The organism is Amycolatopsis sp. NPDC041971 (assembly GCF_055588925.1).
The window spans coordinates 53,840-67,103 of sequence record NZ_JBVJCE010000020.1; the positions used below are offsets into that span (position 1 = coordinate 53,840).

14 protein-coding genes are annotated in these 13,264 nt (G+C 68.2%); 6 read left to right on the forward strand and 8 right to left on the reverse strand.

The features are described 5' to 3' along the window. Window positions 1-269: 269 nt before the first annotated feature. From ACZ6DT_RS32415 to ACZ6DT_RS32425, 3 genes are read right to left on the reverse strand one after another with little or no spacing between them, the layout of a single operon-like run. Window positions 270-1,016 (reverse strand): ABC transporter permease, encoded by a 747-nt coding sequence (locus ACZ6DT_RS32415; RefSeq protein ID WP_465602436.1) that lies wholly within the window; start codon window positions 1,014-1,016, stop codon window positions 270-272. Next, window positions 1,013-2,047 (reverse strand): alpha/beta hydrolase family protein, encoded by a 1,035-nt coding sequence (locus ACZ6DT_RS32420; protein WP_465602438.1) that lies wholly within the window; start codon window positions 2,045-2,047, stop codon window positions 1,013-1,015. Before ACZ6DT_RS32420 ends, ACZ6DT_RS32415 begins: the two co-directional genes overlap by 4 nt. Continuing rightward, entirely contained in the window at window positions 2,044-2,961 is a 918-nt protein-coding gene (locus tag ACZ6DT_RS32425) for an ATP-binding cassette domain-containing protein (RefSeq protein ID WP_465602440.1), read from the reverse strand. Before ACZ6DT_RS32425 ends, ACZ6DT_RS32420 begins: the two co-directional genes overlap by 4 nt. 135 nt (window positions 2,962-3,096) lie before the next feature. Here ACZ6DT_RS32425 and ACZ6DT_RS32430 point away from each other — a divergent pair, with 135 nt between their 5' ends. Next, window positions 3,097-3,885 carry an ion transporter gene (locus ACZ6DT_RS32430; protein WP_465602442.1) on the forward strand — a complete coding sequence of 263 codons (789 nt, stop codon included), beginning with the start codon at window positions 3,097-3,099 and terminating at the stop codon, window positions 3,883-3,885. A 4-nt stretch (window positions 3,886-3,889) separates the two neighbouring features. Here ACZ6DT_RS32430 and hrpB read toward each other — a convergent pair whose 3' ends face one another. After that, entirely contained in the window at window positions 3,890-6,280 is a 2,391-nt protein-coding gene (gene hrpB, locus ACZ6DT_RS32435) for an ATP-dependent helicase HrpB (RefSeq protein WP_465602444.1), read from the reverse strand. Continuing rightward, window positions 6,277-7,104: a glutamate ABC transporter substrate-binding protein gene (locus tag ACZ6DT_RS32440; RefSeq protein WP_465602445.1), complete on the reverse strand. Its 828-nt coding sequence runs from the start codon at window positions 7,102-7,104 to the stop codon at window positions 6,277-6,279. The genes hrpB and ACZ6DT_RS32440 overlap by 4 nt, the downstream gene beginning before the upstream one ends. Window positions 7,105-7,195: 91 nt before the next feature. Here ACZ6DT_RS32440 and ACZ6DT_RS32445 point away from each other — a divergent pair, with 91 nt between their 5' ends. Further along, complete coding sequence (locus tag ACZ6DT_RS32445) at window positions 7,196-7,684, forward strand: MauE/DoxX family redox-associated membrane protein (RefSeq protein ID WP_219154062.1); 489 nt, start codon at window positions 7,196-7,198, stop codon at window positions 7,682-7,684. A gap of 2 nt (window positions 7,685-7,686) precedes the next feature. After that, a complete protein-coding gene (locus tag ACZ6DT_RS32450) occupies window positions 7,687-8,484 on the forward strand; it encodes a DsbA family protein (RefSeq protein ID WP_465602447.1) in 798 nt (265 codons plus the stop codon). Between the two features lie 125 nt (window positions 8,485-8,609). Here the strand turns inward: ACZ6DT_RS32450 and ACZ6DT_RS32455 are convergent, their stop codons facing one another. The 3 genes from ACZ6DT_RS32455 to ACZ6DT_RS32465 are packed head-to-tail and all read right to left on the reverse strand — an operon-like array spanning window position 8,610 to window position 10,457. After that, window positions 8,610-9,494: a LysR family transcriptional regulator gene (locus tag ACZ6DT_RS32455; RefSeq protein ID WP_465602449.1), complete on the reverse strand. Its 885-nt coding sequence runs from the start codon at window positions 9,492-9,494 to the stop codon at window positions 8,610-8,612. A 54-nt stretch (window positions 9,495-9,548) separates the two neighbouring features. Beyond that, complete coding sequence (locus ACZ6DT_RS32460) at window positions 9,549-10,256, reverse strand: RraA family protein (protein WP_465602451.1); 708 nt, start codon at window positions 10,254-10,256, stop codon at window positions 9,549-9,551. Between the two features lie 9 nt (window positions 10,257-10,265). Beyond that, window positions 10,266-10,457, reverse strand: a complete 192-nt coding sequence (locus ACZ6DT_RS32465) for a hypothetical protein (RefSeq protein ID WP_465602453.1) — start codon at window positions 10,455-10,457, stop codon at window positions 10,266-10,268. 310 nt (window positions 10,458-10,767) lie between these two features. Here ACZ6DT_RS32465 and ACZ6DT_RS32470 point away from each other — a divergent pair, with 310 nt between their 5' ends. The 3 genes from ACZ6DT_RS32470 to ACZ6DT_RS32480 are packed head-to-tail and all read left to right on the forward strand — an operon-like array spanning window position 10,768 to window position 13,255. Then, window positions 10,768-11,961: a lipid-transfer protein gene (locus tag ACZ6DT_RS32470; RefSeq protein WP_465602455.1), complete on the forward strand. Its 1,194-nt coding sequence runs from the start codon at window positions 10,768-10,770 to the stop codon at window positions 11,959-11,961. A 20-nt stretch (window positions 11,962-11,981) separates the two neighbouring features. Then, the gene (locus ACZ6DT_RS32475; protein ID WP_465602457.1) at window positions 11,982-12,413 is read left to right on the forward strand and encodes a type II toxin-antitoxin system Rv0910 family toxin; all 432 of its coding nucleotides are present in this window, start codon (window positions 11,982-11,984) and stop codon (window positions 12,411-12,413) included. After that, window positions 12,410-13,255: a MaoC/PaaZ C-terminal domain-containing protein gene (locus ACZ6DT_RS32480; RefSeq protein WP_465602458.1), complete on the forward strand. Its 846-nt coding sequence runs from the start codon at window positions 12,410-12,412 to the stop codon at window positions 13,253-13,255. The genes ACZ6DT_RS32475 and ACZ6DT_RS32480 overlap by 4 nt, the downstream gene beginning before the upstream one ends. The last annotated feature ends 9 nt before the right edge of the window (window positions 13,256-13,264 follow it).

Below are 13,264 nucleotides of genomic sequence, written 5' to 3' on the forward strand. Positions count from 1 at the left end.
TTTTTTTCTTCGCGGGGGAGGGGGGGCTTTTTCTTTTCCTTCCCTGGGGGGGGGGGGGGGGGGGGGGGGGTCGTTTCGCCCCCCCCCCCCCCCCCCCCCCCGGTACTCCGCGTAGTGATGCGTACTGACTGTGCGGATTTTGGTGCGTTGGATGACCCGAAATCCACACGGTCACCACAGTCGTCCCGCTGTGCTGGGAGAGCAAGGAACCTTTGCTCTCGCTTCTCTCAACGTTGAGACAAACGAGAGCAAAGGTCCCTTGCTCTCCCTCAGGCGTCGCGCCGCCGCAGCACGGTGGAACCGGCGACGAGACCGGCCGCCGCCCACGCCATGCAGAGCGCGATGCCGACCCAGGGCGCGTAGGGCGAGACGCCGCCGAAGAATGGGTTCGGCTGTCCGGAAGGCACCATCGCGTTGACCCCCGCGAAGCCGGGGAAGTAGTTCACGATGTCCTCACCACCCAGCGAACCGGCGAACATCGGGATCATCACCAGCAGCACGAAGACCGTCACGATCGTCCCCGCCGTGCTTCGCAGCGCCGTCCCCAGGCCGAGGCAGAGCAGCCCCAGCAGCGCGAAGTAGCCGCCCATACCCGCCGAAGTCGCGAGGACCTCGCCCACCGAAGAATCCCGTGCGGAGATCAGCGGTGCCGAGATCGCCACGCCGGCGAGGGTGTTCAGGACGCCGTAGCCGAACAGCACCGGCAGCAGGACGGCCGATTTCGCCGCGAGGACCCGGTTCCGCACCGGGACCCACTGCAGGGTCGAGCGGATGCTGCCGCTGGCGTACTCGCTCGTGATGAACAGCGTCGCCAGCGCGACCACGGCGAACTGCGTTAGGTAGAACGCCGCTCCGGCGACCACGGCGTGCGGAGCCATCGAGCGTTCGACGCCGGCGTTCGCGGCCAGGCCCAGTGCGCCGGAATAGGCGAGCATCAGGAAGAGCCCGCTGATCAGGCACCACCAGGTGGACCGGACCGACCAGAACTTGGTCCATTCCGAAGAGATCGTGTTCATCGTGCGCTCCACTGCTTGAAGAAGCCGGTCAGCCGGTCACGGAAGAAGTCCAGCGCCTTCCACGAATCGATCGAGCCGTACTGGTTCTCGATCTCGGCCGGCGGCATATGCGGCCGCAGCCCCAGCTGGTCGACCAGGATCGCCGCGTCGGTCATCGACGAATGGCCGCTGTCCTCCACGAGGTCCTGCTCCTTCGGCCCGGTGAGCCGCGGCCAGGTCTCGTTCCACGACGTGCGGTAGTACTTTTCGCCGGTCGGGCTGGTCAGCAGCAGGAACGGCCGGTCGAGGGAGGCGATGCCGAAGAACGGGCCGTCGACGTTCACGCCCGCCTTGATCCGCCGGTCGGCGGCCATCGCGGTGGCGGTCGCCGAACCTCCGGCCGAGTGACCGGCCATCCCGATCTTCCTGGCGTCGATCGACCAGCGACGGTCCTTCAGCAGGGTGTCGATGGCGAACGACGTGTCGATCGCGCGGTTCGCGATCGCGGCGGGCCAAGGGTCGTTCGGTCGTGTACAAGCGACGCACTGGCGCAGTCCGTCGGGAAACTCCGTCGCCCAGGCTTCGTAGGCGTGGTCGATGCCGGCGACCACGAAACCTTGTGCGGCAAGGTGTTCGGCCACCGAGGTCAGCGTGATCCGGTTGTTGCCCGCGCCCGGCGAAAGCACCACCAGCGGACGTCGTCCGGGCAGGGCAGGCGCGTTCTCGCGGGAGTGGACCCGCACCTTGCTCAGCGTGTCCGGCGGCACGTCGATCTTCCGTCCGGCGACCGCCGCCGCCGACTCGGCGTGCGTCATGTACAGCGGCGCGCGTCCGAGCGGAACGGCCGGGTACCAGACGTTGACCATCAGTTCGCGCCGCTTCTCGGGCACCCAGGGGTCGGCTCGCCGCTGATCGGTGAGATGCAGCGTGCGCATCCCGATCGGCAACGGGCCACCCGGCGCGGGTAGTGACAGATTCGGTGCCGCCGACGCGGCCGCCGGCACCCCCAGCAGGCCGGCGATCACCGCCACCAGGACCATGAGTGACTTCATGCCGCGACTCCCGTTCCGTATTCGACCGAAGATGCGGTCAGTTCCATGTATGCCTGTTCCAGTGACGCGGTCCGCTCGGCCAGCCCGTGCACGCGGATCCCGAGTTCGTGCACCGCGTCACCGACGAGGTGCACACCCACGTCGTGCACGATCAGTTCGTCCTGATCGGATTCCGTGGTCGCGCCGAGGGCACGCAGTCGTTGTTCGAGCGTGCGCAGGTCGGCGGGGGCGGGCACCCGCACCGCGACCGAGGTCCGCGAATTGCCCGCGATGAATTCGTCGACCGGCGCGTCGGCGAGCAGCTTTCCCTTGCCGATGACGACCAGCCTGTCGGCGGTCAGCTGCATCTCGCTCATCAGATGACTCGACACGAACACCGTGCGGCCCTCCTCCGCGAGCGATCGCATCAGTTGCCGCACCCAGCGGACGCCGTCGGGATCGAGGCCGTTGACCGGTTCGTCGAACATCAGCACGCCCGGGTCGCCCAGCAGCGCGCCGGCGATCCCGAGCCGCTGCCCCATACCGAGTGAGAACGTCCCGGCTCGTTTGCCCGCGACGTCGGTGAGGCCGACCGTCGCGAGCACCTCGTCCACCCGGCTCACCGGGATCCCGTTGCTGCGCGCCATGGCCAGGAGGTGCTTGCCCGCGCTCCGCCCCGGATGCAGTGCTTTGGCCTCGAGTAGCGCGCCGACCTCGCGCAGCGGATACCGCAGGTCCGCGTACGTCTCGCCGCCGATCCGGACCTCACCCGCGCTCGGCGCGTCGAGGCCGATCGTCATCCGCATGGTCGTCGACTTGCCCGCGCCGTTGGGACCGAGGAAACCGGTCACCTTGCCCGGCTCGACGGCGAACGTCAGCCCGTCGACCACCGTCTTCTCGCCATAGCGCTTCGTGAGTCCTCGAAGCGTGATCATCCGCGTCCTCCTTCGTGTCCCTGAATCCTCCGACACGGGGACACCTGAGGGCATTGACCCGAAGTCATCGGCCATCCCTTACTTTCGACAGGTACCGCTCGGCACGAGTCACCGCGGAAAGGCACAATCGGCGCCATGACCACCCGCGAACAACGGCGCGTGAATCCGCTCGACCTGGTGATGCTCGTACTCGCCGTGTTCTCCGTCGGGCTGCTCGTCTACGTGATGTTCTTCCCTCATTCGGAGGAGACGGCGCATCGTGTCTTCATCATCGACGCCGTGGTGTGCGGGATCTTCGCGCTGGAATTCCTGTGGCGGTGGCGGCGCACCGGCTGGGAGAAGCGGTTCCCGCTGCGCAACTGGTACGAGATCCTCGGCATGATCCCCGTCGCGCATCCGGCGCTGCGCGGGTTCCGGCTGCTGCGGATCGTCGTGGTGCTGATCCGGCTCGCCCGTACGGCGGACCGCGCGTTCGGGGAGCGGTTCACCCAGCGGCTGGTCGAACGGCTTTCGCGGCCGATCGTGCTGGCGATCAAGAAGCCGATCACGATCGCGGTGCTCGACGAGGTCGTGAAGGTGCTGGAAACCGGGAACTATCCGCAGAACCTCGCGCGCTCTCTCGGTGAGAACCAATCGCTGCTGCGGGGGATCATCGCCGAGAAGCTCAAGAACGACCCGCAGGCCGGGCGGCTTTCGAAGCTGCCGTTCCACGACGAGGTGGTGCGGTCGGTGATCGACACCGCGATGCGCGTGATCCTCGAGGTGCTGATCGATCCGCGGACCGACGAGTTCTTCGCGCACGTGGTGCGGGAGAACCGGGAGCAGATCCGGAGCGCGGTGCAGCTGGGGCTGAGCGAGCGTGAGGACGACGAGGAGCTGGCGGCGCGACTGCCGACCCGGCCTCAGCACCAGTTGATGGACTGAGCGGTCAGGTCCCGCCGCGCCGGGTGGTTCGCCGGGTGGGTGCGGTGTTCATCGGGTCTTCGGGCCAGGGATGCTTCGGGTAGCGTCCGCGGAGATCGGCACGCACTGCCGCGTAACCGTTGCGCCAGAAGGATTCCAGATCGGCGGTGACCGCGGCGGGCCGTCCGGCGGGCGACAGCAGGTGCAGCACGACGGGGACGCCCGCCAGGTCCGGCGTCGCGAGCCAGCCGAAGGTCTCCTGCAGTTTCACGGCCAGCACCGGCTGCTCACCCGAGTAGTCGACGCGGATCCGTGAACCCGATGGCACCTCCAGCCGGTCCGGCGCAAGTTCGTCCAAACGCGACGCTTCGGGCCAGGGCAGCAGCCCGCGCAGCGCGGCACCCGCGTCCAGCGAAGCCAGATCCGACCGGCGACGCGCCGTGCCCAGATCGAGCCAGCTATCCAAAGTGGACAACAGCGTCGTCGAATCCACCGCGGGCCAAGGCGAGCCGAGCACTCGATGCAGGAAGGCCAGCCGTTCGCGCAGTCGCCGCCCGTCCTCCGTCCATCGCAGCAGCCCGAGCCCTTCGGTGCGCAAGCCGTCCAGTAGCGCGGCGCGGATCGCGTCCGGCGCGGGCGAGCGCAGCGGTTTCTCCGAAAGCAAGATCGCCCCGAGTCGCCGTAAGGAACGCGCCACGACGTCACCCGAAGACCAGCGCACTTCGTCCACAGAGGACAGCAGATTCGGTGCGGCGCGCACAGCGAGGTCTTCGTCCGCGGGGGCGGCCAGCCGGATGATGCCCTGCGCGCGGCCGGGATCCCGGGTCGCTTCGGCCACCGCCAGCCATTCGACGTCGGCGAGTCCGCTGCCGCGCGGAAGCTCGGCCGCCGTCCCGCCTGCCATCAGGTACACCGGTGTCCCCGCGGCACGCCGTCGCGCGAGCCGCTCGGGATGCGCCAGCGCGACGACCAGCGCCGGATCGGAGGCGTTGCCGCCGTCGGGCACCAGTTTGGCAAGCCGCCGCACGTCGCGCTTCCAGCGCTCGTCGCCGCGCACTCGCCGCAGTTCGGCTTCGAGGTCGGTCAGCGTGCCGCCGCTGTCCAGCAGCGCGACGACTTCGGCCGCCGAACGCGCGTTGGTCCGCGCCGCGCCGTCCAGCAGTGCCCTCGCCAGCCGCGGATGCAGGCCCAGTCCGGCCATTTTCCGGCCGCGTTCGGTCACCGTCCCGTCTTCCGCGGTCGCCCCGAGTGTGGTCAGCAAGGCACGCCCGGCGGCCAGCGCGCCTTCGCCGGGCGGATCCCACCAGGAGAGGCCGGAACCGTCCGGAGTGGACCAGCACGCGAGCTCCAACGCGAAGCGCGCCAGTTCGGCCGTCCGGATCTCGGGTTCGGGATAGGCGGGCAGGGAACCCTGTTCGTGCGCCGCCCAGCACCGGTACACCCGTCCCGGCGCCTCACGTCCGGCACGGCCTGCGCGCTGCTCGGCGACCGCGGCCGAAACGCGGACCGTCGCCAGCCCCGGCAGGCCGCGCCGGTGATCGACACGGGGCACCCGCGACAGTCCGCAGTCCACCACCGCACGCACGCCCGGCACGGTCAGACTGGATTCGGCGACCGACGTCGACAGCACCACCCGTCGGCGGTCGCGCGGGCGCAACGCGTCGTCCTGACTCGCCGCCGGAAGCCGTCCGTGCAGGGGCAGCACATCGGCGTCCAGGCCGCTGAGCAGACCGTTGACCCTGGCGATCTCGCCCGCGCCGGGCAAGAACGCCAGCACGTCACCGTCCCCTTCGGACAGTGCTTTGTGGATCACGCGGGCGACGGTCGCCTCGATTCGTTCGCCGCGCGCGGGCGGGGAATACGAGACGTCGACCGGATAAGTCCTCGCGTGCGCGGTGATCACCGGCGCGTTGCCGAGCAGCGCGGCCAGCCGTCCGGAGGCCACCGTGGCGGATGTGGCGAGCAGGCGCAGGTCGTCCCGCAGACCGGCCCGCACGTCCAGCAGCAACGCGAGCAACAGGTCCGCGTCGAGATGCCGTTCGTGGCATTCGTCGAGCAGGACGGTCGAAACCCCGCTCAGTTCGGGATCACCCTGCACCCGCCGGACCAGCAACCCGGACGTCACCACTTCGATCCGAGTCGAAGACGACACCTTCCGGTCGCCGCGAACCGAATAGCCGACCGTCTCGCCGACCCGTTCGCCCAGCAGGGACGCCATCCGCGCCGCCGCGGCGCGGGCGGCCAGCCGCCTCGGTTCGGCGACGATCACCCGGCCTTCGCCGTTGTCCAGCGCGAGCGGCACCAAGGTGGTCTTGCCGGTGCCAGGGGGTGCGACGAGCACCGCGGTGCCACGGGCGTCGAGAGCGGCTTCGAGTTCGGGCAGGACGGCGCGAACCGGCAGATCGGGAAGGGTCACTGCTCGGTGACCTGCGGCGGAGGCGGGATCCGGTAGCCGGACGGGCCGATGTTGCGGTTCAGCGAGGCGAGCCATTCCCCGGACGAGATCATCTTCTGGATCGCCCTGGCCACCGCCGCCCGGCCCTCGGTGTCGTCCTTGCGGAGACCGACGCCGTACTTCTCCTTCGAGAACGGCTTGCCGACGACCCTCAGCAACTCCGGGTTCTGCGCCACGTAACCGGCCAAAATGACGTCGTCGGTGGTCACCGCGTCCACCTGTCCCGCGAGCAAGGCCGTGACGCAGTCCTGATAGCGCGGGTACTCGACGAGCTGGACGGCCTGGGCGAACTTGTCGCGCACCTGCTCGGCGGAGGTGGTGCCGCCCACGGCGCACAGCTTGCGGCCGTTGAGGTTCTCCGGACCGGTGATGTCGGTCGACCGGAGGCGGACGAGCAGATCCTGGCCGGTGTCGAAATAGGGCCCGGCGAAGGCCACCACCTGTTTGCGTTTCTCGGTGATCGAGTAAGTCGCCACCATCAGATCCGTGATCCCGGACGTAATATCCGTCTCGCGTGACGAAGGCTTGCTGTCGTGCCAGGTGATGCGATCGTCATCGACCCCCAATTCGCTCGCGATGTACTTCGCCACATCGACGTCGAAGCCGACGTACCGGCCGTCGACCGTCCGCTTGGAGAGTCCCGGCTGGTCGAAGCGGATGCCGATGGTGAGTTCGTTGGACCCGACGGCGCGCGCGACGAGGGAATCCGACGGACCGGCCTCCTTGGCACAGGCCGCCGTGGTGACCAGCATCAAGCAGGTCATCAGCAGGCCGTGTCCCCTCATCGGGTGCCTCCGTCCGCCGCCTCACACTGTTCTCAGGGTCGACGGTTAGCCTAGGCCCGTGCGTAGACCGCCCCAAGTCGTACTCGACGCCGTGGGCACACTCGCCCGGCTCGGACTGGCCGCCGTCTGGTTGGTTTCCGGAGCGCTGAAGATCAGCGATCCGGGACAGACCTACATCGCGGTGCAGGCTTTCGATGTCCTGCCGGACGGGCTCGTCCGCCCGGTCGCGATCGGGATGCCGCTCGTCGAACTGGCGCTCGGCCTGTTCCTGCTCGCCGGGTTCGTGACCCGGTGGGTGTCGGTGCTGTCGGTGCTGACGCTCGCGGTGCTCATCGCCGCGATCGCCCAATCCTGGGCACGCGGATTGAGCATCGATTGCGGCTGTTTCGGTGGTGGCGGTCAGATCGCCGCGGATCAGACGCGGTACCCGCAGGAGATCGCCAGGGACCTCGGTTTCGCGCTACTGGGTGTCTGGCTGATCGTGCGGCCGCGGACCTGGCTATCCGTGGACGGCTGGCTCGGGAACTCTCGCGCCCCCGCGGACGACGACTATGTGGGTATCGCTGAAGGGAACGAATAATCGTGGGTGGAGCTGAGCGCAACGCTCGGAAACGCAAGCAGCAGCAGACGGCGTCGCGCTCGGTGGCACAGGCCAGGGGCGTGGCGGGCGGCGACAAGAAGAAGGTCGTCGCGATCACCGTCGCGGTGGTCGTGCTCGCCGCGCTGGTGATCGGTGGCGTGATCTGGACGACGTCCAGCAAGGACAGCACCGAAGGCAAGGTGATCGGGGCCGAGTCGTCGACGACTGTGGCGGCTGATGTCGTCCAGAAGCGAGACGGGGCCGTCGTGGTCGTCGGCAAGCCCGACGCGAAGAAGACCGTCGACATCTACGCCGACTTCCTCTGCCCGATCTGCAAGCAGTTCGAGGAGAAGTTCAACGGCCAGATCTTCGAGCAGGTGAACAACGGGACTTTGCAGGTCCGGTATCACATGCTGCCGATGCTCAACCAGCGTTCCGACCCGCCGGGCTACTCGCTGGACTCCGCCAACGCCTCGCTCGCCGCGGCCGACGCGGGCAAGTTCCTCGCCTTCCACGACGCGCTGTTCAAGGATCAGCCGGAGGAAGGCGGGCGCGGGTTCGACAAGGCGCAGCTGATCAAGCTCGGCCAGGACGTCGGCATCACCGACCCCGCCTTCGCGATGGCGGTCAACGGTGGCGTCTACGAGCAGCAGATCCAGGACGCGTACAAGAAGATCTCCACGGATCCGGCGCTGCAGCAGGACTTCGGCAACGGTCCCGGCTTCGGCACGCCGACCGTCTCCGCGAACGGGCAGGTCGTGAAGCTCGAGGCGGACTGGGTGCAGAAGGTCGTCGGCTAGTTTTCGCGGGCGACCGTGGGCGGGCGGACGTGTGGGCGGTCGGGCGATAGCGACGGTCGGGCGATAGCAAAGGTCCCTTGCTCCCTTCCGCGAGTGGCGCATTCAGAGGACGAAATGCGGGGGAGTCAGGGGCGCGAAGCGGAGGCGAGGGCCGCGAAGGCCTGTACGCGGGCTGTCTCGGCGGAGCGCGGCCAGACGAGGCCCCACTCCACGTCGGGTGAACCGGCGAAGGGCACGAAGCGGATTCGCGGGTGGATGAAGTACTCCCGGGCGTGTGCGGCGAGCGGACAGATGCCGGCGCCGGTGGCGATCGCGGCGAGCAATTCCTGAAACGTCGCGAAGGCCTTTCCCCGCGTCACGGGGTGTCCGGCCGGTGTCAGCCAGTGGCGTGGTTCCTCGATCCAGTACGGCTCCGGCGGGTGCGCCGCGCGAAGGACGGTGTCGCGGGCGAGGTCGTCGAGGGTGACTGATTTCCGTCGCGCGAAAGGGTGTTTCGACGACACCGCGAGCACCATCGATTCGGTGTACACGGCCGGTCCGGTCGTCAGATCCGGTTCGTCGGCCGGGAGCAGCGTCACCAGCACGTCGATCTCACCCGAGCGCAGCATCGCGACCGGGTCGGCGAAATCAGCCTCGCGGATGACCAGTTCCGTGTCCGGGTAGCACTGCCGGAAGCGGTCCAACAGGTCTTCGGTCAGATCGGCGACGCCGGGTGCCTCGAAGCCCAGCCGCAGCACGCCGCCGATCCCGCGCCCGGCCGCGACGGCGCGGTCGACGCCTTCGTGCAGCGCGCGGTAGGCGGGGCCGAGGTCGTCCCGCAGCCGTTCGCCGATCGGCGTGAGCCGGACCCGCCTGCTGGTGCGGGCGAACAGCGGTGCGCCGATCCGGCGCTCCACCTGTTTGATCGTCTGGCTCACCCGCGCCTGCGAGACGTGCAGGCGTTCCGCGGTGCGGCCGAAATGCAGTTCCTCGGCCAGCGCCAGGAAGATCTCGATATCCCGCAGTTCCATAATCTCCAGGTTATCGATCCGAGGCCGGTGCCGGTCAGCGGGAACCGTCTTTGGCTACTCCTCGATGGCGCCGCCGACCGCGCGCAGGTGCTCCCGGAACGTCAGCGAAGGCGACTTCGTGCGCTCCGCGAGGAAGTCGGCGAAGCGCACCTGCTCGCGAAGGGACTCTCCGGCGCGTATCCGGTCGGCCTGGAGCCGTTCGGTGTCGCGGATGGCCTCGGCGCGGTCCAGGACCTCGTCCGCCCGATCGGCCGGGATGAACAGGACGCCGTCCTCGTCGCCGAACACAAGGTCATCGCGGGTCACCGTCCAGTCCCCGACGACGGCCGATTCGAGCGCGCCGTCCGGGCGGGCGGAGACCGAGAGCGGACCGGTCGGGATCGAACCGAGGCTGAACACCGGCAGTCCGATCTTCTTGATGTCGGCGGTGTCGCGGTGCAGCCCCCAGATGACGACGCCGCTCAGCCCGGCCGCTTCCGCTTCAAGGACCGCGAGGTCCCCGACGCAGCTCTCGTCGAGCCTGCCGCCGTTGTCGACGACGAGGACGTCGCCGGGGTTCGCGATTTCGTACGCCTCCAGGAAGACGTCGACGCTGCCGACGTGCCGGGCGGGGGTGGCCCGCCCGGCGACGCGGCCGCCGGGCACGACCGCGTGCGTTCCGGCCGGCGCGCACCGGACCGGGATGCCGGCGCGGACGCAGCCGTCGGTCAGATGCGCGGTGGTCAGCTGGGAGAACCGCTGACGAAGCTCCTCGGGATCCATATCCCGACTTTAGCCACGGCGCCACACCACGGGAGTGTTGTCGTGGCCGCCGCCCCGCAGCGTTCCCGCGATCTCGCCGTTGTCGCCCACCACGATGCCGTACGCGTCGACAGGCGCGGGAAGCGTCGTCACCGGTCCGCCGGGTGACCACACCGCGGCCGTCCTCGGCAGGCCGGGTGCCGAAGTCCAGCCCGTGACCAATCCGGATCCGTTGAGCGATCGCGATCCCGCGCGCTTCGTGAATTCCCGCGGGGAGGACGAGTTACCGCAATACGCCGTCCTTCCAGAGCCAGGTGCCGCCGAACTGCTCGTGCAACTCGTAAGTTTCATCAAATCCCCCTCTGAGCGGTGTTCACCCTGCTTAACCGGGGTGCGAGCCGCCTGTCCGCGTCACCTGACACGAGACGTGCCCTAAGTAACATCCGTTCAGACCTGTATGTAAGGGGTTGATAAATACAGTCCTGTCTGTATCTTCAATTGCAGCAGCGACCCGGCAACGACAAGGAGCGTCGTGGTGGCCAACAAGGTGTACGTCGTCGGCGTGGGCATGACGAAGTTCGAGAAGCCCGGACGTCGCGAGGACTGGGATTACCCGCAGATGGCCAAGGAGTCCGGGACCAAGGCGCTCGAAGACGCCGGGATCTCCTTCGACGAGGTGCGACAGGCCTACGTCGGCTACGTCTACGGCGAGTCGACCGCCGGACAGCGGGCGGTCTACGAACTGGGCATGACCGGGATTCCGGTGGTCAACGTCAACAACAACTGCTCGACCGGGTCGACCGCGCTGTACCTCGCCGCGGAAGCCATCCGGGGCGGCCGCGCGGACTGCGCGCTCGCGCTCGGCTTCGAGAAGATGCAGCCGGGATCACTCGGCTCCACCTACGACGACCGCGAGCAGCCGATGGGCAGGCACATCCAGGCGCTCGCGGAGATCTCCGAGGTGCTCTTCCCGCCGGCGCCGTGGATGTTCGGCGCGGCTGGACGCGAACACATGAAGACCTACGGGACGACCGCCGAGCACTTCGCGAAGATCGGCGAGAAGAACCACCGGCACTCGGTGAACAATCCGTACGCGCAGTTCCAGGAAAGCTATTCGCTGCAGGACATCCTCGACTCGCGGATGATCTACGACCCGCTCACGAAACTTCAGTGCTCGCCGACCTCGGACGGGTCCGGTGCGGCGATCCTCGCCAGCGAGTCCTTTGTGGACTCGCATGGGCTGGCGGGGCGGGCCGTGGAGATCGTGGGGCAGGCGATGACCACCGACTTCGCCAGCACCTTCGACGGCACCGCGAAGAACATCATCGGCTATGACATGAACGTCCAGGCCGCACGCCAGGTGTACGACCAGTCGGGGCTCGGCGCCGAAGACTTCCAGGTCATCGAACTGCACGACTGCTTCTCCGCCAACGAACTCCTGCTCTACGAAGCGCTGGGACTCTGCGCCGAAGGGGAAGCCGGGAAGCTCATCGACTCCGGGGACACCACCTATGGCGGCAAGTGGGTCGTCAACCCGTCCGGCGGGCTGATCTCCAAAGGTCACCCGCTCGGCGCCACCGGCCTCGCACAATGCGCGGAACTGACCTGGCAGCTTCGCGGAACCGCGGACAAACGCCAGGTCGACGGCGTCGAAGCCGCGCTGCAGCACAACATCGGACTCGGCGGCGCCGCCGTCGTCACCGCCTACCAGCGCGCTGAGCGCTGATCCCACCGAAAGGACGAACCATGGGCAAGATCAGTGCCTCCGTCGAACTCCCCGCCGCTCCCGACAAGGTATGGGCGGAGTTCTCCAACCCCAACAACTTCGAGAAGTGGCTGACCATCCACACCAAGTGGAAGGGTGCGGTCCCGACCGAATTCTCCAAGGGCGCGCAGGCTTCCGAGGTCGTCACGATGCTCGGGATGCCGAACACGATCACCTGGACGGTCGACGAGTTCGAGGCGCCGTCGAAGCTGGCGATCTCCGGGACCGGGATGGCCGGGGTGAAGGTCAAGTTCGAGCTGTCCGTGGAGGCGTCCGGCGAAGGTTCGCTCGCCAGCATCGACGCGGAGTTCGCCGGTCAGATGATCGTCGGCGCGCTCGGCAAGGCCGTCGAGAAGGACGGCAAGAAGAACCTCGACGCCTCCCTCGAGAACTTCAAGGCGCTGGTCGCGTGACCGACGAGCGGTTCGACCCTGGCGGGCTCGGCAAGTGGACCGGCGAGTCCCGGTTCGAGGTGACCCGCGAGCGGCTGATCGAGTACGCGAAGGCCACCAACGACCCGATCCCGGCGCATCTCGCCGGGGACGTCGCGAGCCCCGTGTTCGCGATCGTGCCGGTGTTCGAGTCGCTGATGGAACCCGCGCTCGAGGTCGTCCCGGTCGGGCTGTTCGGCCGGATCGTGCACGGGGAACAGGAGTTCCGGTTCCACCGGCCGATCCGCCCCGGCGACGAACTCGTGTCGCGGGCGCGCATGACCGGTTACGAAGGATTGCCCAACGGCACGCGCGGCACCATTCACCTCGAATGCCGGACCGCGGACGGCGACCTGGTCAACGAGCAGTACGTGACCTTGTTCGTGCGCGGGTTCGACACCGGTGAGACGCGGGGCGAACTCGGGCCGGAGCACAAGTTCGACGACAGGCTTCGCGCACAGGCAGCGGTGGCGAAGGTCAGTCAGCACGTCGACGACGACCAGACCTACCGGTACGCGCCCGCCGCCGGCGATCCCATGCCCATCCATCTCGACGAAGAGGTCGCGAAGGATTCGGGGCTGCCGGGGATCATCGCGCACGGCCTGTGCACCATGGCGTTCACCTCGTGGGCACTGTTGACCGAGGTCGCCGGGTCCGATGTGGACAGGCTGAAGCGATTCGCCGTGCGGTTCGCCAAACCGGTGCTCCCCGGGCAAGACCTGACGACGTCCATCTGGAGCGCGGGTAGCGGGAGCTACGCGTTCGAAACCACCGTCGGCGAAACCGTCGTGCTCAAAGACGGTCTCGCGGAATTCGCTGAGTAGGAGCAAAAG

What these genes read in the sequence shown, in the direction of transcription:
- ACZ6DT_RS32420 (WP_465602438.1), bottom strand. Translation starts at nt 2,047, where the DNA reads ATGAAGTCACTCATGGTCCTGGTGGCGGTGATCGCCGGCCTGCTGGGG.
- ACZ6DT_RS32415 (WP_465602436.1), bottom strand. Translation starts at nt 1,016, where the DNA reads ATGAACACGATCTCTTCGGAATGGACCAAGTTCTGGTCGGTCCGGTCC.
- ACZ6DT_RS32475 (WP_465602457.1), top strand. Translation starts at nt 11,982, where the DNA reads ATGGGCAAGATCAGTGCCTCCGTCGAACTCCCCGCCGCTCCCGACAAG.
- ACZ6DT_RS32430 (WP_465602442.1), top strand. Translation starts at nt 3,097, where the DNA reads ATGACCACCCGCGAACAACGGCGCGTGAATCCGCTCGACCTGGTGATG.
- ACZ6DT_RS32440 (WP_465602445.1), bottom strand. Translation starts at nt 7,104, where the DNA reads ATGAGGGGACACGGCCTGCTGATGACCTGCTTGATGCTGGTCACCACG.
- ACZ6DT_RS32455 (WP_465602449.1), bottom strand. Translation starts at nt 9,494, where the DNA reads ATGGAACTGCGGGATATCGAGATCTTCCTGGCGCTGGCCGAGGAACTG.
- ACZ6DT_RS32425 (WP_465602440.1), bottom strand. Translation starts at nt 2,961, where the DNA reads ATGATCACGCTTCGAGGACTCACGAAGCGCTATGGCGAGAAGACGGTG.
- ACZ6DT_RS32460 (WP_465602451.1), bottom strand. Translation starts at nt 10,256, where the DNA reads ATGGATCCCGAGGAGCTTCGTCAGCGGTTCTCCCAGCTGACCACCGCG.